Here is an 18,710-nt window from a genome sequence, read left to right on the forward strand (position 1 = left end):
GGGGGCCGCCGGGGAGGATCAGATGAGGCCGAGGGACCTGACCGCGTCGCGCTCCTCGACGAGCTCCTGCACGCTGGCGTCGATGCGCTCGCGCGAGAACGCGTCGATCTCCAGGCCCTGGATGATCTCGTACCGGCCGCCGGCCGAGCGGACCGGGAAGGACGAGATGAGCCCCTCCGGCACCCCGTAGGAGCCGTCGGAGACGACCGCCGCCGAGGTCCACTCGGCGCCGTTGACCCAATCGAAGACGTGGTCGATCGCGGCGTTCGCGGCCGAGGCGGCGCTCGACGCGCCCCGCGCCTCGATGATCGCCGCGCCGCGCTTGGCCACGGTCGGGATGAACGTCTCGCGCAGCCACTCGGCGTCGACCTGCTCGGCCGCGACCTTGCCGCCCACCTCGGCGTGGAACAGGTCGGGGTACTGGGTGGCCGAGTGGTTGCCCCAGATGGTCATGTTCCTGATATCGGTGACCGGCACCTGGAGCTTGGCGGCGAGCTGGGAGAGCGCGCGGTTGTGGTCGAGGCGGGTCATCGCGGTGAACCGCTCGGCCGGCACGTCCGGGGCGTTCTGCTGGGCGATGAGCGCGTTGGTGTTGGCCGGGTTGCCCACGACGAGGACCCGGATGTCGTCGGCGGCGTGGTCGTTGATCGCCTTGCCCTGCGGCCCGAAGATGCCGCCGTTGGCGCCGAGCAGGTCGCCCCGCTCCATGCCGGCCTTGCGCGGCATGGCGCCGACCAGCAGGGCCACGTTGGCGCCGTCGAACGCCACGTCGGGGTTGTCGGTGATCTCGATGCCGGACAGCAGCGGGAACGCGCAGTCGTCGAGCTCCATCGCGGTGCCCTCGGCCGCCTTCACGGCCTGCGGGACCTCCAGCAGGCTCAGCTTGACCGGCACGTCCGCGCCCAGCAGCTGGCCCGACGCGATGCGGAACAGCAGCGCGTAGCCGATCTGACCGGCGGCTCCGGTGACGGTGACCTTGACGGGCGTGGCCATGGCCTTCCCCTAACTCACAGGACGAATCATTGACTTTGGGATGCTACCCGTTCGTCATCCGCAGGGTTCCATCGCGGGCGGCTTCAGCTCCAAGGTGAAGTCCACCTTTGCGAAATACCGGGTCAGCAGTTGCTTCATGACGCCCGTCCGGTAGAAGTCGGCGATCACGCTCCTGACCGTCTTGCAGGCCCGCACGTCGCCGCCCCGGATGCCGACCGCGTAACGCTCGTTGCTCAGCTTCGCGCCGAGAATCTTGAAGCGGAGGCTCTCACGGCCGGCGAACCCGGCCAGGATCAGATCGTCACCGGGCACGGCGTCGACGCGGCCGCTGCGCAGCAGGTCCATGCATTCGGCGTAGTTGCCGGCCGTGACGGGCTCCACGTCCACCAGGGCCTGCACCTTGCCGACCGAGGGGCTGTTGACCGCGCACACCTTGCGGCCCTTCAGGTCCTCGACCTTCTCGATGCCGGCGCCGTCGTGCACCAGCACGTCCTGGTGCGCCAGGTAGTACGGGCCGGCGAACTCGACGCCGCTGTCGTCGATGGAGTACGTGGCGAGCACCAGATCGACGGAGCCGTCGGCCAGCATGTCGTCGCGGTTGCCGACGGACACCCGGACGAACGTCGGGTTCGCCGCACCCAGCTCGGCGGCGATCCGCCTGCCCAGCTCCACGTCGAACCCCTCGAACCCGCCGTTGCGCGCCAGGCCGATGCCCGGCAGGTCGCCCTTGACGCCGATCACGAGCCGGCCGGTGCCGGCGACCTTGTCGATGACGCTGGCGAAGGTCCGCGACGGCGTGGGCGTGTCGCCGCCGGACGGGCCCAGGCCCAAGGCGCGCTGCGGCCAGCCGTTGGCCAGGGCGACGACGCTCCCGGCCACGACGAGGGCGAGCACGGTGGCCAGGGCGATCCACCACGCCTTGCGGCGGCGGGTCCTCGCCAGGCCGCCGAGCTGGGTGGGCGGCGCGGGCGGCACCCCGGTGTTGCCGACGAGCGCCTTCAGACCCGCGTGCTGATCGCCCGGATGCTGATCGCCGGCGTGCTGACCGATGGACTGGTGATCGCCGGGCTGCTGGTCGCCCGTGTGCTGGTCGGCGGCGTGCTGGTCGCCGGGGGGCGCCTGCTCACCGGCGGTCGTGGCCCGCGCCTCGGCCGGCAGGGCGGAGGCGTGGAAGAACGAGGTCTCCGCGTCGGCGTCCGCGCCGCGATCGGTCCCGCCGCCCGTGTGCCCGGGAATCCCTCCCTCGCGCACCCCGGAGGTCCCTCCGGTGTACGCGGCGGGCGCGCCGCCCGTCGCACCGGCGTCACGCCCGGAGCCACCCGTCGTCGTGCGGGGATGCCCCTGAGGCGCCAGGGTCGTCGAGACGCGCAGGAACGGCGTGGTGTCGTCGGTGGCCACCTGCGCGCCACGGGTGAGGACCGCCGTGGACGCCCCGGCCGTCTCCGGCTGGCCGAGCAGCCGGAGCAGGATCTGGTCGGCCGAGGGCCGCTCCTCGGGCGACTTGGACAGCGCCGAGCGCACCACGCTCCGCAGCGGCTCCGGCATCATGCTCACGTCGACCTCGTGGTTGAGGATCCGGTTGAGCACGACCGCGATCGAGTTGCCCTCGAAGGCGGCCTGGCCGGAGGCCGCGAAGGCGATCGTCGCGCCCCACGCGAACACGTCGGTGTAGGGGCCCACGTCGTCGCCGGCGATCTGCTCCGGCGCCATGTAGGCGGGGGTGCCGATGGCCCGGCTGGTGATGGTCCCGGTCGAGTCGATGATGCGGGCGATCCCGAAGTCGACCACGCGCGGCCCGTCGGCGGCGATGAGCACGTTGTCGGGCTTGAAGTCGCGGTGGATGATCGAGGCGTGGTGGATGGCGGTCAACGCGGTCGCGGTGCCGATGGCCAGCCGGTCGAGCACCGTGCCCCGCAGCGGCCCGTCCGTGTCGACGATGTCACGCAGGGCGCGCCCGTCGATGTACTCGCTGGCGATGTACGGCGCGTCGCCTTCGAGGTCGGCCTCGATGACCCGGGCGGTGCAGAACGACGCCACCCGCTTGGCGGCCTTGAGCTCCCTGGCGAAGCGCGAGCGCGCGATCGTGTCACCGCTGAACTTGACGTGCAGCAGCTTGATCGCCGCCCGCTCGCCCTGCTCGTCGACGCCCAGGTAGACGATGCCCTGGCCGCCCTCCCCGATCCGTCCGGTCAGCCGGAACGACCCCAGCTCGCCGGGGTCGCCGGTCACCAGCGGCGAGATCTGCGGCATTCGTCTTCCCCACACTGTGCTTACGGCCCGACGAGGCAAACTTTACGACGTGCAGGAAGTTCTCAGGGTGGCGTTAACCGTTCGTGATCCACGCCTGGGTCTTCCTGTCCGCAACGGTGACACGCGACCGCGGCGGCGTCACGCTCAGGGGCCGCACACGTCGTCCAGCGCGGACGGGCTGTCCGGGTCCTGCTCGACGGTCCCGGTGGAGGTCCCCCACCAGTGGCTCACCTCGAAGACCAGCTCGACCGGTTCCGTCCGCACGGCCGGGCAGTCCTGGACCTCCCACATGAGGTCCAGCCGCACCTCCGCACCGGGCGCGAGGACGTGCGGGAAGCGGCCGCCGCCGGTCATCGCCGCCGAGCGCAGGACGAGCCCCTCCGTGCGGACGCCCACCCCGGTCAGCGTGACCGGCGTCCATCCTTCGTTGACGAACCGCCGTGTCTCGTGAGTGGTGGCACTCTCCTCGTACGAGTCCACGAAGAACGTGAGGCCGCCCCCACGTCCTCCGTCCCCGAGGCGCGGCACCACGGCGCCGCTCGCCCACAGCAGCGCCAGGAGGGCAGGCACCAGCGCCACCGCGACGGGCGCCCAGCTGAGCCCGCGCGCCCCGGCTCTTCGCGCTGTGGCGGCTTCGGCCACGAGTCGGTCTGCTATTTCACTAGAAAGCACTAAAAATCCCCCAGGCGTGAGATTCCGGATTCTGCTACTTTCTCCGCCGTGACGAAAGCCGATTCTTGTTAGCGGCGGCGTTCCTCGTCGTGCTGGCGGTGACGATCGGGGCCGTCGTTCCCCTCACCCGCGAGCCGGTGCTCGTCAACGAATCGGTGAGATTCGCCCGGCGGCAGCGCCTGACGATCACCCCGTACAACGCGGCCGGCGTCGCCCGCAGACTGCGCGCGGACCGGCGATTCCGCTATGCGGGAGCAGGCGCCGGAGCCGCGGTCGGCCTGGCCGGGATGGTCCAGGAATCGCTCCCGGCTGCGCCTTACTATCCCGTTATCGGGTGGTTTTTCGGCGTAATAGCAGCAGAAATAGCGGGCAGCCGTTCAGTGCCGGACCGTGTCCGGCCCGCGGGCATGCGCCTGGCCCCAGGCGCGCTCGCCGGCATCTGGCGAGTCGCCGCCGTCCTGGCCTACGGGATCGCCCTGAGCACCGTCGCTCGCTCGTTCCGCATGGAGGTCGGTGTCGCCGAACGCCTCGGCGCGACGCTGGCGCTCGCCTCGGTGCCGGCCGTCCACCTGCTGGTCAGGGACCTGCACCGGCGCGCCCTGCCCGCCGGGCCGGTGGACCTGGTCGCCGCCCAGCTGGCGCTGCGGGCGCGGTCGGCGCGCGCGCTTCTCGCGGGTGGCACCGCCGTCGCCCTGTGGACCGCGTCCAGCGGCGGCCTGCCCGACATCCCGTACGTGCTGCGTGACTCCGCCTTGCTCGTCTGCGACGTCCTGCTGCCCCTCCTCGCCCTGATCCACGCGATCAGGCCGTGGCAGGTCACCCCGGAGCGGGCCGCCGAGCGCCCACGAGGGCCGCTGAAGCGCCTGGTGGGCGCGGCCCTCGCCGTCGCGACGACCGTCGGCCTCCTCGCGGGCTGGACCGTCTGGGGGACCGCGCGAGAGCCCCGGTACGGTCCGTATGACGGGGGCGGACAGGACGCCTGGCTGACCGGCCGGACCGTGACCCCCTGGGACTATGTCACGGGCGCGGACGGCTGGGGCGTGCGGCGGGCCGCCGCCGCGACCGCGCCGAGGCCGCCCCTTTCCCCCATCGGCGAACCGCTCCGGTACGCCCGGCTGAACCGGGAGCGGCAGAGGTGGGAGCTGTCCGTCACGCCCAGCGTCCCCCGTGTCCTCGGCCCGGCCGTCGCCCGTCTGACGAGCGGCGGGCCGCGCGGCCGGCCCGCCCCGCTCGCGCTGAGCCGGGACGGCCACCACGTCGCCTACCTCGACGGCGCCTCACGCCGCCTGGTGCTGCTCGACCTCACCACCATGCGCCTGATCCACCTCACCGGCCCGCTGGACGACGAGAACGTGCCCGAGCCGGCCCTCTCCGCCGACGGCGGTCTGGTGGCGCTGACCTCGGCCACCGGCGTGGAGCTGGTCGAGGCGCGGACCGGAGCCCGGTCACACCTGTCCGGCGTGGGCCGCGTCCTCGGTCTGGGGCCCGACGGTGTGGTGGCGACCGCCGGCCGGCGGGCCCTGCCCGGCGCGCCGGGCACCGAGCTCGTGACCCTCGACCGCCGGGGCGCCGCGCTCACCCGCGTGCCCTTCGACCCCACCCTGGACGCGCTGGCCACCCCCGACGGGCGCGCGCTGGCCGTGATCGCCGGAGACGACCTCGTGACGATGGACCCCCGCACCGGCCAGGTGCTCCGGCGCGTCCCGATGCGCCTGCCCGCCCACTACGGGGCCCCGGAGACCGCCGGCTGGTCGGCCGGCGGCAGGCTGCTCGTCAGCGTCGATACACGGGACCCGGGCCAGGCGAGGCATCACCTGGTCGACCCCGCCACCGGCAGGAGCGGCCCGGCCGATGGCCTGCCCGGCGCCCTGGACGACGCGGTGTTCGGCCGGCTCCGATGAGGGGCCCGTGGACGTACGGCGCGGCCGTGCTGGCCGTCGTGGCGGGAGCCTGGGTGACCGCGCCCGTATGGTCGCAGCCTCCCGTCCGGTTCGTCCGCCCTGACCAGGGCCCGGTCGTGCCCACGCCGGGCCCGCGCGAGCTCAGGGGCCCCGCCCCCGCGCCCGTACGGTACGCGTACCGGCCGGCCTGCGACGACGGGGCGGAGACGTGCAAGCACTGGGTGCTCGTCTCCACCCGCGGGGAGCGGTGGTGGCTGCCCTACGCCTTCGGCAGCGGCCCGCTCACCCTCAGCCGGGACGGCACGCGCGCCGCCTACTGGCACCCGAAGCACCGCCGGTACGTCGTCGCGGACCTGCTCAAGGGCACCACCACGCCCCTGCCGGTGAAGACGGGCGAGCCGCCCGAGCCTGGCCTGGGCGGGCAGGAACCGATGCTCTCCCCCGACGGTCGGCGCCTCCTGGTGGCCGACGACCGGGTCGATGACACGGGTGAGGTCGCCCCGGGCATCACCATGATCGTGGACGTGGCGGGCGGCGGGGTCCGTCGCCTGCCGCGGGGCGAGCGGGCCCTCGGATGGACCGACCGCGGCCCGGCCCTGGTGAGCGTCAAGCCCTCCGGCCGCTTCCCCGGGCACGTCACCTCCGGCTCGTACGTCGTCCGGTCGGCGGACGGTGACGTGGTGAGCCGCGCCGAGCTGCCCGGCCACCAGGCCACGACGGCCGTCCCCTCACCGGCCGGGGACACGCTGGCCACGGTCGCCACCGAGTCCACGCCGGGCGGGCCCGTGCCGCGCGGCGTCGTCCTGACCGACGCGCGCGGGGAGCGGCCCGCGCGCACCGTCGTGCCGCGGCTGCCCACCGGGTGGCGCGTCCGCGCGATCCTGCGCTGGGAGAGCGAAAAGGCGCTCGTCACCGAGACCCGCGGCCCCCACGGCGAGGTCGCCTGCCACCTGCTGAGCCCGGCCGACGGGACCGTGACCCCGCTGCGGCTGGACGCGCCGTCGCCGATCGTGGTGGGCACACTGCGATAGCCGGGAGCTAGTACGGCAGGGCGCGGGTCTTGTACGTGGTGCGCAGGAACGGGTCCTTGAACTTGGGGAACGCCACCGTCGTCACGTCGCCGTCCGAGGTGTAACGCATGTCCGGGTTGTTCTTCAGCCAGTCGAGCCACGCCGTGGAGCAGAACTGCGCGCAGTCGCCCTTCTTGTCCATGGCCCGGATGCGCGGGATGCCGAGCGGGTCGAAGGAGCGGCTGAACGGCGACGGCGCCGGGGTGTAGCCGGCCAGGAAGACGCCGGCGTGCTCGTACGACACGTCGCCCAGCTTGCCCCGGGCCGCCCATTCCTTCCGGCTGGGCTGGTTGCCGTACGGCAGGGCCAGCGTGACGGGCTTGACGTAGGCGAGGGCGCCGATCTGCTGGGCGATCGAGCCGATCTGCTCCTCGACCTCCTTCTTCGACTTGCCGCGCAGGTTGACGTGGTCGCGCGTGTGGTTGCCGATGTCGAAGCCGTTCTGCTTGAGCCAGAGCAGCGTCTCCGCCTGCTCCTCGCGCACGGTCTTGCCGAACATGTCGCGCGTCACGTAGAACGTGGCCACCGGCCGGAACCCGGGGTGCCTGGCCGCCACCTCGCGCAGGATCGCGACCGCGGTGTCCGGCTTGGGATTGCCGACCTCGTCCAGGGAGAGCTGCGACGGCGAGGAGTCGTCGAAGGTCAGCACGGCCGGGTGCGTACCGGCGGGGATGTCCATCTTGCCGGTGACGAACTCGGCCGCGGTGACCGGCACGTAGCCGTCGGCGGCGAGCCGTTCGAGGTCGGAGCGGAACTGCTCCGGGGTCCTGTCGTCCGTCGTCGTCGGGTTCTGGATGACCCGGTGGAACATCAGCACCGGCACCTGGCCGAGCTCGTTCGCCTTGACCTTGGCCGCGGCGGCGACCTTGGCCGCCCGGGTCTGTTTGGTCTGGGCCGCCGTGTCGGCCTTGCCGCTGCTGGACGTGGGAGCGGGCTCGCTGCCGCAGCCACCCGCGATCACGACCACCGCCGCCAGGCCCACTCCGCTCAAGACACGCAGTCGCATCCGAACCCCCCGAGACGCGTACGACTCCTTGGGGAGGCTCATACCCTGGTGATCAACTACGCCACGCCCGCCGGAACCCCAAGAGATGGCCCCGAACAGCGAAAAGGGCCGCCCGGAGGCGGCCCTTCCCCAACGGGACGATCAAGCCATCTTCTTCTTGAGGTTCTCGTCCAGCGCGGCCAGGAAGTCCTGGGTGGTGAGCCACTCGGCGTCGCCGCCGACCAGCAGCGCCAGGTCCTTGGTCATCTGACCGCCTTCGACGGTCTCGATGCAGACCCGCTCCAGCGTGTCGGCGAACTCGGTCACCGCGGGGGTGTTGTCGAGCTTGCCCCGGTGGGCGAGGCCGCGGGTCCACGCGAAGATCGACGCGATCGGGTTCGTGGAGGTCGGCTTGCCCTGCTGGTGCTGGCGGTAGTGCCGGGTCACCGTGCCGTGGGCGGCCTCGGCCTCGACGGTGCGCCCGTCGGGCGTCATCAGGACCGAGGTCATCAGGCCGAGCGAGCCGAAGCCCTGCGCGACCGTGTCGGACTGGACGTCGCCGTCGTAGTTCTTGCACGCCCAGACGTAGCCGCCCTCCCACTTCAGGGCCGCGGCGACCATGTCGTCGATCAGGCGGTGCTCGTACGTCAGGCCGGCCTTCTCGAAGTCGGCCTTGAACTCGCTCTCGTACACCTCGGCGAAGATGTCCTTGAAGCGGCCGTCGTACGCCTTGAGGATCGTGTTCTTCGTCGAGAGGTAGACCGGGAAGTTGCGGGACAGGCCGTACCGCATGGACGCCCGCGCGAAGTCACGGATCGACTCGTCCAGGTTGTACATCGCCAGCGCGACACCCGGGCCGGGGAAGTCGTAGACGTCCAGCTCGATCGGCTCGGAGCCGTCCTTCGGGGTGAACGTCAGGGTCAGCGTGCCCTCGCCGGGGACCTTGAGGTCGGTGGCGCGGTACTGGTCGCCGAACGCGTGACGGCCGACGACGATCGGCTTGGTCCAGCCGGGCACCAGCCGCGGCACGTTCGACATGATGATCGGCTCGCGGAAGATGACGCCGCCGAGGATGTTGCGGATGGTGCCGTTCGGCGACCGCCACATCTTCTTCAGGCCGAACTCCTCCACCCGCGCCTCGTCCGGAGTGATCGTGGCGCACTTCACACCCACGCCGTACTGCTTGATGGCGTTGGCGGCGTCGATCGTGACCTGGTCGTCCGTGGCGTCGCGGTGCTCGATGCCGAGGTCGTAGTACTTCAGGTCGACGTCGAGGTAGGGAAGGATCAGCTGTTCCTTGATGAACTGCCAGATGATCCGGGTCATCTCGTCGCCGTCAAGCTCGACGACCGGACCCTCCACCTTGATCTTGGGCATGCGAATGGTTCCCCTTCAATGAATTGATGCGTCGAGGCTATCGGACGGCCAAGTCAGCGTGCGAAAAGGGACATGATGAGGGCCTTGAGCTCGTTGTTCCCCAGCAACAGGGAGGTCAGCACGAGCACGAAGCCGAACACGCCCAGCGTGACGGCGTCCGTCCTTCTGCTACGCACGGCCAGCACGCCGCCGTACCCCGCGAAGCGCAGGGCGGCGGCCACCATCACCGCGCCGCCCAGCGCGAACCCGCCCCACCGCGGGTCCACGAGCAGGGTCACGGCGACGGCCACGACCGCACCCGCCAGGATCAGCGGGTACGGTCCCCAGCTCTCGTCCGACTGAGTCACCTCTCCTCGATCGGCTTCCACTTCTGGTCCCGCTCTCCGATGTACTCGCTGTCGGGACGGATCAGGCGGTTGTCGGCGTGCTGCTCGATCACGTGGGCCGTCCAGCCCGCCATGCGGCTGATCGAGAAGACCGGCGTGAACAGGTCCGTCGGGATGCCGAGGTAGTGGTAGACCGTCGCGGCGTAGAAGTCGACGTTCGGGTAGAGGCCCTTCGTGTCGAAGACGACCTCCTCCATCTCCTTCGACATCCGGTAGTACGTGTCGTCGCCGGACGCCTCCGCCAGCTCCTGCGACATCCGGCGCAGATGCGTGGCCCGCGGGTCCTCCGTCTTGTAGACGCGGTGGCCGAAGCCCATGATCTTCTCGCCCGCGGCCAGCTTCTCGCGGACCGAGCTCGCCACGTCACCGGGCGAGATCGACTCCAGGGTCTTCATGACCTGCTCGTTCGCGCCGCCGTGCAGCGGGCCCTTGAGCGTCCCGATGGCGGCGACGATCGCGGAGTGCATGTCGGACAGAGTGGCGGCGCACACCCGGGCGGCGAACGTCGAGGCGTTCATCGTGTGGTCGGCGTGCAGCACCAGGCAGGCGTCGAAGAGCTCCACCTCCCGGGCGCCGGGCTCGCGGCCGGTGACCTGGAGAAGGAAGTTCGCCGCGATGCTGAGCCCCGGGTCCGGGTCCGGCGCGCTGCCGCCGGTGCGGGCCGCGTGGTAGCGGGCCACGAGCAGCGGCTGCTGGGCGGTCAGACGGGCGGCCTTGCGCAGGTTCGCCTCGGGAGCGATCGAGTCACGGTCGGGATCGTCCGCGGCGGTCAGGGAGACGAGGCTGCGCAGCGCCTCCATGGGTTTCTGCTTCTCGGCGATCTCGGCGATGTTCGCCGCGGCGAGCGCGCCCAGCTCTCGGCCTCGCACCAGCTCGGCCCCGAAGGCGTCGAGCTCCTCCCGGGTGGGCAGCTTGCCCCGCTGGAGCAGATGCGCGGTCTCTTCGAACGTCGCTCTGCCTGCCAGGTCGTGGATGTCGTATCCCCGGTAGAACAGGCGACCGGCCTTACCGTCGATGTCGCTCAACGCTGTGGACGCGGCTACGACGTCGGCCAGGCCTTTCGTGGGCTTGTCCGCCATGAGTCTTTCCTCCGGTTATCTTCGGTGGAAGTCTACCCGTGAGCAGGCAAAACCGTCTGCGAAGGTCCAGACCAATTTCACGCGTCATTCTCCTTATGGCAAAGGCGATTCCCCATCCCCTCGTTTGGGTAAGCCGGAGCTGTAGTAACAGTTACGGCGGGCTACCTGGGGAGGAACTGCCGTGGAGGGGCCGTTCATACGCGTCGAGGACACCGGTGAGGTCGTCCCGTTGCGCCCCGAGATCACGACGGTGGGGAGGGGCCGCGGTGTCGACATCCGGCTGACCGATCCCAGCGTGTCTCGACTCCATGCCGAGTTCGTCAGGCGAGGACCCTACCTGTACGTCGTTGACCTGGGCCTGTCCCGCAACGGCACGCGGGTGAATGGCAGGCCGATCGCCCGGAGGGTCCTGGACGACGGCGACGTCGTCTCCTTCGGAGCGGCGCGCGGTCGCATCGGCGGGGTTCCCCGCGAGGACTTCGCTCCCGAGGTCGAGCTCCGCAGGGCTGCGGCCCCCGAGCTGACCAGACGCGAGGTCGACGTGCTGACCTCGCTCTGCCGGCCGGCGCTGTCCGACGAGGCGTTCGTGGCCCCGGCGACGGCGCGGGAGATCGCCGACGACCTGGTCGTGACGGAGGCCGCGGTCAAGCAGCACCTGCTGCGGCTGTACCAGAAGTTCCGCATCCCGGAGGGCACCAACCGGCGCACCCGGCTGGCCAACGAGGTCGTCGCGCTGGGCCTGGTCCGGCCGACCCCCGTGGTGCCGCCGCAGCGCACGGGCACCCCGGCCGACCAGCCGTCCGCGGCGGGCCGCCGGGCCTCGTAGGTGCTCTAGGCGAAGCGGATCGCGACCGGCGCCTCGGCGAGGGGCGCCGGCAGCGTCAGCGGATCGGAGCCGGGCGTCAGCGTGCCCAGCACCCGTGCCCCGGTGGCGCCCGTGCAGCTCGGCACCGTGGCGGGCAGTCCGTGCGCGGTCAGCCAGCCGAACAGCGAGAAGGCGATCGCCTCCTTGGCCCCGGCGGGAACGCCGAGCTCGTCGCTGGTCACCAGCCGGGCGCCCGGCACGCGGGCGCGCAGCATGCCCATGAGCGTGGGGTTGCGGACGCCGCCGCCCGACACGACCACCGTGTCGAGCCGGTGCCGGCGGATCTCCGCCGCCACGGTCTCGGCGGTCAGCGCCGTCAGCGTGGCCACCAGGTCCGGGAGGGGCAGGTCCGCCTTGACGTAGCCCGGGGCGAACAACTCTTTACCGGTCGATTTCGGCGGCTCCTTGGCGTAGTACGGCTCGGCGAGCAGCTCCGCGAGCAGGCTCTCGTCCACGGTCCCGGCCGCGCCGAGCGCGCCGTCCTCGTCGTACGGCGGCGCGGCCGCGTCGATGAGCGCGCACGCGGGGCCGGTGTCGTAGGCGATGGCCGGCTCGCGCACGGTCAGGTTGGCGATGCCGCCCAGGTTGAGCGCGCCGGAGCGGCCCGGCAGCCCGGCCATGAGCAGCAGGTCGAGGTACGAAACGAGCGGCGCGCCCTGCCCGCCGGCCGCGACGTCGCGCGCCCGCACGTCCGACACGACCGGCAGGCCGGTGCGCTCGGCGATCCAGGCGGGCTGGCCGAGCTGGAGCGTGCCCCTGACCCGGCCGTCCTCGACCCAGTGGAAGAGCGTCTGGCCGTGTGAGCAAATCAGGTCGGCTCGCGGCGCGTGCCCGGCGGCCTCGGCGAACGCCTGGCCGATGAGGGTGTCGAGCGCGCACACCTCGCCCATGTCCACCCGGTTCGGCGGCAGGGCGGCCACGATGCGGGCCCTCAGGCCGGGCTCGTACGGCTCCTCGCCGGTGTGCTCGACCACACCGGTGAGTGTTCCGCCGGACAGCGACCAGTCGACGACGGCGCTGTCGATGCCGTCGTGCGACGTGCCGGAGATGAGGCCGAGAACCCGCATCGCGCTCCTTCAGAATCGGTTAAAGCACCACGAAGCCGTTGCTGGGCTTGCTGGTCCGGTTGACCCGGTCCACGGCCACCACGTGGTAGTGGTCTCCCCGCTTGCCCTCCGGGTCGAGCCAGCGCACCTGCCGGTCGCCGGGGACGACGGCGACGAGGTTGCGCGCGTCGTCGAACGCGCCCGCGGCGGGCCGCCCGGAGAAGCGGAAGATCGCGAACTGGAACGGCTCGTCGTGCCCGGTCGCGACCGCGCGCACCTCGACCCCGCCGGGGCGGCGCAGCGCGTAGGCGAGCACGGGGCGGCGCGGCGGCTCGCCGTCGGCCAGACGCGGCAGCACGGGCGCCAGGGCGGGACGCGTGTAGTGGTTGGTGACCGCCGTGCTGATCGAGCCGATGCGGTCCACGCGCACGTCGTTGGCGTTGTACCAGATGTCGCCCGACACCTGCGGGTGGGCGCGGTTGAGCGTGAGGTGGTCGGACAGCTCCGCCGGGTCCTGCCAGTCGACGGCCTGCGCCGGGTCGCCGGCCTTGTAGGCGGCCTGGCCGATCCACAGCAGCGTGTTCGTGCCGTCGGCCACGCTCGCCCACCACGGCACGAGCTTGGAGTAGTCGGCGGGCGGCTGGCCCATGTACCAGTAGAGCTGGGGCGCGATGTAGTCGAGCCAGCCCTTCTTCACCCAGCCGCGGGTGTCGGCGTGCAGCCCGTCGTACGACTGGCCGCCGTTGGTGTCGGAGCCGAGCGGGTCGCTGGCCTTGTTCCGCCAGATGCCGGACGGGCTGATGCCCCAGGCGACCTCCGGCTTGACCTCGCGTACGCGCTGCTGCATCTCCGAGACCATGAGGTCGACGTTGTGCCGCCGCCAGGTGGCCAGGTCGGGGAAGCCGGCGCCGTACTGGGCGAAGGCGGCGCTGTCGTCGAAGGCCGTGGTGTTGGTCGGGTAGAAGTAGTCGTCGAAGTGCAGGCCGTCGATGTCGTAGCGGGTGAGCGCGTCGAGCATGGCGTCCTGGCAGAACTTGCGGACCTCCGGCAGGCCGGGGTTGTAGTACAGCTTGCCGCCGAACGGCAGGATCCACTCGGGGTGCTTGCGGCCCGGGTGGTCGGGGTGCAGCTTGGCGGGGTCGGTCTGCATCGACACGCGGTACGGGTTGAACCAGGCGTGGAAGCCCAGGCCGCGCTTGTGCGTCTCGGCCACGGCGAAGCCGAGCGGGTCGTAGCCGGGGTCCTGCCCCTGGACGCCGGTGAGCCAGTGCGACCACGGCTCGAACGACGACGGCCAGAACGCGTCGGCGGTCGGCCGGATCTGCACGAACACGGAGTTGAGCCTGCGCTGCACGGCCAGGTCGAGCCAGGCGATGAGCTCCGCCTTCTGCTCGTCGGCGGACAGCCCCTGCTTCGAGGGCCAGTTGATGTTGGCCACCGACGCGATCCACATGCCGCGCATCTGGTGCAGCGGCGGGACGTACGCGGCCTCCGAGGCGGTCGTGGTGGCGGTGGGGGTCGTGGTGGGATCGGCGTAGGCGGGCAGCGGCACCGCGGACGCGGCGGCGGCGAGGGCGAGACCCTTGAGGAGTGTCCTTCTGCTCGGCATGGGGGGTGGCCTCTCGGAAGCGGTTGTGTCGAGGGCGACGATGACAGAAAATTACCTTCAGTTCAATAATCGTGAAGGAAAATGCCGCGCACGCCGTCCCCCGGCGTCACGGGAGATCATCGTCAGCCACAGCCGCCTGGTCCCGGGACCGGCGTAGGAGGTCCCATGAGCACTGACCTGTACGGGCTCGCGTCCGCCGTGCTGCAACCCGGCTACGACGGCGTCGAGGTCCCGGACTGGATGCGCCGGGCACTCGGGGAGGGTCTCGGCGGGGTGGTGCTGTTCGCCCGCAACCGCCCGGACGCCGAGGTGGTGCGGCGCCTGCGCGCCGAGAGCCCCGACGTGGTGGTGGCCGTCGACGAGGAGGGCGGCGCGGTGACCCGGCTGGAGGTCGAGCACGGCAGCTCGTTCCCCGGCAACCGCGCCCTCGGCGTCGTGGACGACGTGCACCTGACCGAACGGGTCGCCCGCCAGATCGGCCGGATGCTCGCCGAGGCCGACATCACGCTCGACTACGCGCCCTCGGCCGACGTCAACGCCAACCCCGACAACCCCGTCATCGGCGTCCGCTCGTTCGGCCCCGACCCGGACCTCGTGGCCCGCCACACGGCCGCCTACGTGCGGGGCGTCCAGGGCGCCGGGGTCGCGGCCTGCGCCAAGCACTTCCCCGGCCACGGCGACACCACCACGGACTCGCACCTGGCGCTGCCCACCGTGCACGTCTCGCGGGAGGTGCTCTCGGAGCGCGACCTGCCGCCGTTCCGCGCCGCGGTCGAGGCCGGCGTCCAGTCGATCATGAGCGGTCACCTGCTCGTCCCGGCGCTCGACCCCGAGAGGCCCGCGACGCTCAGCCGTATCATCCTGACCGACCTCCTCAGGGGCGAGCTCGGCTACGACGGGATGCTCGTCACGGACGCCATCGAAATGCGGGCGGTCGCCGCGATGCACTCCCCCGGCGAGATCGCGGTGCGCGCGCTCGCGGCCGGGGCCGACGCCATCTGCGCCGGCCTGGTCACCGAGCGGGGCCTCGCCGAGCTGCGCGACGCCATCGTGGCCGCCGTCCGCGAGGGCGTCCTGTCCGAGGAGCGCCTGGCGGAGGCGGCGGCCCGGGTGCGCGCGGTCTCCCGCTGGTACGGCGCCCAGGCGGCGGCCCGCGAGAAGGCCGTCGCCGACGCCGACCCCGGCGCGGGGCTGGAGGCGGCCCGGGCGGCGCTGACCACGACCGGCACGGCCCGGCTCACCCGGCCGCCGCTCGTCGTGGAGGTCAACACCCGGCTCAGCCAGGCCGTGGACCCGTCCATGCCGACGGGACTCACGGCGGCGCTGGCCGAGCTGCTGCCCGGGACCGAGCGGGTGCGGATGACGGACGAGGGCACGCTGCCATCGCTCAGCGATCGGCCCGTCGTGCTGGCCGTCCATGACGCGGCCCGGCACGCCTGGGTGCGGGAGCGGGTGGAGCAGGCCGTACGGGTGCGGCCGGACACGATCGTGGTGGACACCGGCATCCCGGGCCCGCCCCAGGGGGCGGCACACGTCGCCACGCACGGCATCTCCCGTGTGTCGGCGCGCGCGGCGGCGGAATGGCTGACCCGATGACCACCGCGCGCAAGGCCGCGACCGCCTCGCCTCCCGAACCCGCCAACCCGTCCGCCGCCGTCCGGGCCGTGCTGCCGTCCCTCACCCCGGCGGCGCGGGCCATCGCGCGCATCATCCTCGACGACCCCGAGCTGGTGGTACGGAGCACGATCACCGAGTTCAGCGTGGTGTCCGGCACCAGCGAGGCGACGATCGTCCGCACCGCCCGGGTGCTCGGCTACAGCGGCTACTCCCAGCTCAGGTTCGCGCTGGCGGCGGCCGTGGCGGTCGCCAAGGAGCCCGAGCGGCTCGTACCCGGCGACCTCGGGCCCGAGGACCCGCTCACCGACGTGATCGCCAAGGTGGCACGGGCCGAGTCGGAGGCCCTGGCGGACACGGCCGCGCAGCTCGACCCCGGCCAGCTCGGCGAGGTGGTGACCGCCATCGCCGCCGCCCGCCGCGTGGACGTCTACGGAGTCGGCGCGTCGGGCCTGGTGGCCACGGACATGTCGCAGAAGCTGCTGCGGATCGGCCTGTCGAGCCACCCGTTCGCGGACGCCCACCTGGCGCTGACCAGCGCCGCCCTGCTCAGGGAGGGTGACGTGGCGGTGGCCATCAGCTGCAGCGGCGAGACGCCGGACGTGCTCGTCCCGGCCCGCACGGCCGCCGAGGCCGGCGCCCTTGTCGTCGGCATCACCAACAACCCGCGCTCGACGCTGGCGGGACTGGCCCACCACACCATGGTGTCGGCGGGCCGCGAGACCGCCTTCCGCCCGGGGGCGCTGGCCAGCCGCATCAGCCAGCTCCTGATCGTGGACTGCGTGTTCGTGGGCCTGGCCCAGCGCACGTACGACACGGCGGACGCCGCCATCCGCGCCACCCGCGAGGCCACGGACCGCTACCGCCTCCGCTGACCCCCACCTCAAGCCCTCAGCCCGAAGCCCCAGAAACCGAAGCCCCAAAGGCATGGCCCTCGCTCCGCTCGGACGCCCCGAGCGGAGCTCCGCCCCGCACCCCGGTACCGGGGGCCCGGCCCCCGAACCCCGAGCCCTTGCCCGTACGGACAGACACCCCGCCGGGGCCGCCAACACTGCAGTAGCCGTTCTGGACCTTGAACAGCGCGCCGATGGCCGCGAGGAACTCGTCGCGCTGTCCGACGGGAACAGGGAGTCGGCCGAGTCGTGGGCCGGCCGGACGCTGTCAAGGTGTCGCGCCGATGGGCGTCCGGGCCGATGCGCCGGGGATCGTCCACCGCTGACACGGCTCACTCCTCCTCCGGGACAGCGGCCAGGGACTCGCGCGTGTGTCCGAAGGCAGCGAGGACTTCATCGAGCGACACCCGCTTTCCCCGTGTCGCTGGCGGCTCGCGCCAGCACGAGCGTCAGATCACGCAGATCAGCCGCCGCCGGCTCCAGCTCATCGAGCCGGCGAATGCTCACCACAGCCCCAACCGGCTGATGCCGACGAGTCACCGCCAGATAGGGCTCCCCCAGCAGAGGACCCTCCGCGGCAAGCAGATCGACTGATGCTATGAACAAGACTTCTGGCGCGCCTTGCGTTCGTCTGAACACGATGGGCGATCCCATGCGCCCTTGGCCACGAGCCACCAAGGGATGAGACACGCGACATCCATCACCGCGACAGCGCTACTCCTCCGACATGCCAGGTCTCATCCGGCCTGATTCGGCGGCCGCGCGGTTGGGACGGTTGGCGAGGCGGTGCAGGGCGATGAGCCCGTAGCCGAGCAGGACGAAGCAGACGGCCAGCCCCACCGCCATGATCGAGACTCCGCCGTAACCGTACGTGTCCACGTCCAGGAACGGATAGGGGTATCTCTTCCATGCGCCCGGGGGTAACAGGGCGCCCCGGACCAGGGCGAAGGCCAGGTACGCCACCGGATAGGCCAGCCACACGGGAGCGGCCGCCCATCTCGGCCGGGCGGCGGTCCGGTCGAAGAGCAGCCAGTCGACCACGGCCATGATCGGTGTCACGTAGTGGAGGAGAAAGTTGCCGAGGCCGAGACCTGAGTGGGACAGGCGCTCGAAGGGGTTGGCCCCGCGCATACGCAGGAAATGCCAGATCAGCCCGGTTATCACGATGTAGAGCGTCACCGCCCCCTTGACCTCGAGGGAAGGCCGCCGCCTGCTCACCACCCGCCAGGCGCAATAGCCCGCGAGCATCAGATTGCTCTGAACGGTGAAGAGCACGAGCGGGTGCAGCGGGCCGGCCAGGGCCATCCACGTGTAGACCATGCCGGTCACCCCGGCCGCGATCAGTACCAAGCGGAACATCGTCGCCAAGACCATGAAGATCACCTTGGCACAGGCGTGAGGATCGCGGGCCTGCCGGGCGGGAATCCTCTCGATGCGGTCGAGCACCTCCCGCACGGGTTCACTCGGGTACCTCGATGCCGGCTTGACACAACCTGTCCTCGATCGCGGGCCGCAGCCTGTTGATCACAGCCGTGGGACTGCGATCCGCGTTGCCGTCAGGCGTTGTATCCCAGCACCAGGGCGGCGATCACCGGGACCATGTACAGCAGGGGGTAGGCGACGGTCGAGTACGAGCGCGCCCGGAGCACGGTGACGACGGCTCCGGCGAAATACAGCACCAGGCCGATCCCGGCCAGGACGCCGACGACCGGGACGAACAGGCCGACCAGCAGGCCCGCGGAACCTGCGGCCTTGGCTGCGCCGAGCCAGGTCCACCAGGACTGGGGGACGCCGTACTCCGTCAGCGGCTTCACCACCCACTCGGCGCGGCGAAGGAGGGAGAAGGCAGAGAAACCCACCCAGAGGGCGGCCAGGACGGTGACGACGGTGGCGGTGGTGGACATGGGGACTCTCCCTGGCTGGTGCTTTCTTGTGAGACCAATCCTGCGAGCCCCGGTTGTTAGATCCGC

The 18,710-nt window shown here is 71.7% G+C and carries 16 protein-coding genes; 5 read left to right on the forward strand and 11 right to left on the reverse strand.

Going from position 1 to position 18,710, the window contains the following annotated elements:
* Positions 1–18 precede the first annotated feature (18 nt).
* The 3 genes from MTP10_RS07795 to MTP10_RS07805 form a co-directional block, all read right to left on the reverse strand.
* Positions 19–993 carry a malate dehydrogenase gene (locus MTP10_RS07795; protein ID WP_310708351.1) on the reverse strand — a complete coding sequence of 325 codons (975 nt, stop codon included), beginning with the start codon at positions 991–993 and terminating at the stop codon, positions 19–21.
* 54 nt (positions 994–1,047) lie between these two features.
* Positions 1,048–3,243 carry a serine/threonine-protein kinase gene (locus MTP10_RS07800; protein WP_310708352.1) on the reverse strand — a complete coding sequence of 732 codons (2,196 nt, stop codon included), beginning with the start codon at positions 3,241–3,243 and terminating at the stop codon, positions 1,048–1,050.
* Positions 3,244–3,387: 144 nt separating this feature from the next.
* Complete coding sequence (locus MTP10_RS07805) at positions 3,388–3,885, reverse strand: hypothetical protein (protein WP_310708353.1); 498 nt, start codon at positions 3,883–3,885, stop codon at positions 3,388–3,390.
* Between the two features lie 95 nt (positions 3,886–3,980).
* Between MTP10_RS07805 and MTP10_RS07810 the strand changes: the two genes are divergently transcribed.
* Positions 3,981–5,816 carry a hypothetical protein gene (locus tag MTP10_RS07810; RefSeq protein ID WP_310708354.1) on the forward strand — a complete coding sequence of 612 codons (1,836 nt, stop codon included), beginning with the start codon at positions 3,981–3,983 and terminating at the stop codon, positions 5,814–5,816.
* On the forward strand, positions 5,813–6,847 hold the full coding sequence (locus tag MTP10_RS07815; RefSeq protein WP_310708355.1) for a hypothetical protein: 1,035 nt from the start codon (positions 5,813–5,815) through the stop codon (positions 6,845–6,847). Before MTP10_RS07810 ends, MTP10_RS07815 begins: the two co-directional genes overlap by 4 nt.
* 7 nt (positions 6,848–6,854) lie before the next feature.
* Here MTP10_RS07815 and MTP10_RS07820 read toward each other — a convergent pair whose 3' ends face one another.
* The 4 genes from MTP10_RS07820 to MTP10_RS07835 form a co-directional block, all read right to left on the reverse strand.
* Positions 6,855–7,892 (reverse strand): polysaccharide deacetylase family protein, encoded by a 1,038-nt coding sequence (locus MTP10_RS07820; protein ID WP_310708356.1) that lies wholly within the window; start codon positions 7,890–7,892, stop codon positions 6,855–6,857.
* A gap of 141 nt (positions 7,893–8,033) precedes the next feature.
* On the reverse strand, positions 8,034–9,248 hold the full coding sequence (locus tag MTP10_RS07825; RefSeq protein WP_310708357.1) for an NADP-dependent isocitrate dehydrogenase: 1,215 nt from the start codon (positions 9,246–9,248) through the stop codon (positions 8,034–8,036).
* Positions 9,249–9,301: 53 nt separating this feature from the next.
* On the reverse strand, positions 9,302–9,595 hold the full coding sequence (locus MTP10_RS07830) for a DUF3017 domain-containing protein (RefSeq protein WP_310708358.1): 294 nt from the start codon (positions 9,593–9,595) through the stop codon (positions 9,302–9,304).
* On the reverse strand, positions 9,592–10,713 hold the full coding sequence (locus MTP10_RS07835; RefSeq protein ID WP_310708359.1) for a citrate/2-methylcitrate synthase: 1,122 nt from the start codon (positions 10,711–10,713) through the stop codon (positions 9,592–9,594). The genes MTP10_RS07830 and MTP10_RS07835 overlap by 4 nt, the downstream gene beginning before the upstream one ends.
* A 181-nt stretch (positions 10,714–10,894) precedes the next feature.
* Here MTP10_RS07835 and MTP10_RS07840 point away from each other — a divergent pair, with 181 nt between their 5' ends.
* On the forward strand, positions 10,895–11,539 hold the full coding sequence (locus MTP10_RS07840) for an FHA domain-containing protein (RefSeq protein WP_310708360.1): 645 nt from the start codon (positions 10,895–10,897) through the stop codon (positions 11,537–11,539).
* A gap of 5 nt (positions 11,540–11,544) precedes the next feature.
* Here the strand turns inward: MTP10_RS07840 and MTP10_RS07845 are convergent, their stop codons facing one another.
* A complete protein-coding gene (locus MTP10_RS07845) occupies positions 11,545–12,645 on the reverse strand; it encodes an anhydro-N-acetylmuramic acid kinase (protein WP_310708361.1) in 1,101 nt (366 codons plus the stop codon).
* Between the two features lie 19 nt (positions 12,646–12,664).
* Positions 12,665–14,233, reverse strand: coding sequence for a family 10 glycosylhydrolase (locus MTP10_RS07850; RefSeq protein ID WP_310708362.1), 1,569 nt, complete (start codon positions 14,231–14,233; stop codon positions 12,665–12,667).
* Between the two features lie 165 nt (positions 14,234–14,398).
* Here MTP10_RS07850 and MTP10_RS07855 point away from each other — a divergent pair, with 165 nt between their 5' ends.
* Complete coding sequence (locus tag MTP10_RS07855) at positions 14,399–15,829, forward strand: glycoside hydrolase family 3 protein (protein WP_310708363.1); 1,431 nt, start codon at positions 14,399–14,401, stop codon at positions 15,827–15,829.
* Positions 15,826–16,722 carry a MurR/RpiR family transcriptional regulator gene (locus tag MTP10_RS07860; RefSeq protein WP_310708364.1) on the forward strand — a complete coding sequence of 299 codons (897 nt, stop codon included), beginning with the start codon at positions 15,826–15,828 and terminating at the stop codon, positions 16,720–16,722. The genes MTP10_RS07855 and MTP10_RS07860 overlap by 4 nt, the downstream gene beginning before the upstream one ends.
* 732 nt (positions 16,723–17,454) lie before the next feature.
* Here MTP10_RS07860 and MTP10_RS07865 read toward each other — a convergent pair.
* Entirely contained in the window at positions 17,455–18,114 is a 660-nt protein-coding gene (locus MTP10_RS07865) for a Pr6Pr family membrane protein (RefSeq protein WP_310708365.1), read from the reverse strand.
* A gap of 182 nt (positions 18,115–18,296) precedes the next feature.
* Positions 18,297–18,644 carry a DoxX family protein gene (locus tag MTP10_RS07870; RefSeq protein ID WP_310708366.1) on the reverse strand — a complete coding sequence of 116 codons (348 nt, stop codon included), beginning with the start codon at positions 18,642–18,644 and terminating at the stop codon, positions 18,297–18,299.
* Between the last annotated feature and the right edge of the window lie 66 nt (positions 18,645–18,710).

Source organism: Nonomuraea sp. 3-1Str, assembly GCF_031570565.1.
In the GTDB taxonomy this organism is placed as follows: Bacteria; Actinomycetota; Actinomycetes; order Streptosporangiales; family Streptosporangiaceae; genus Nonomuraea.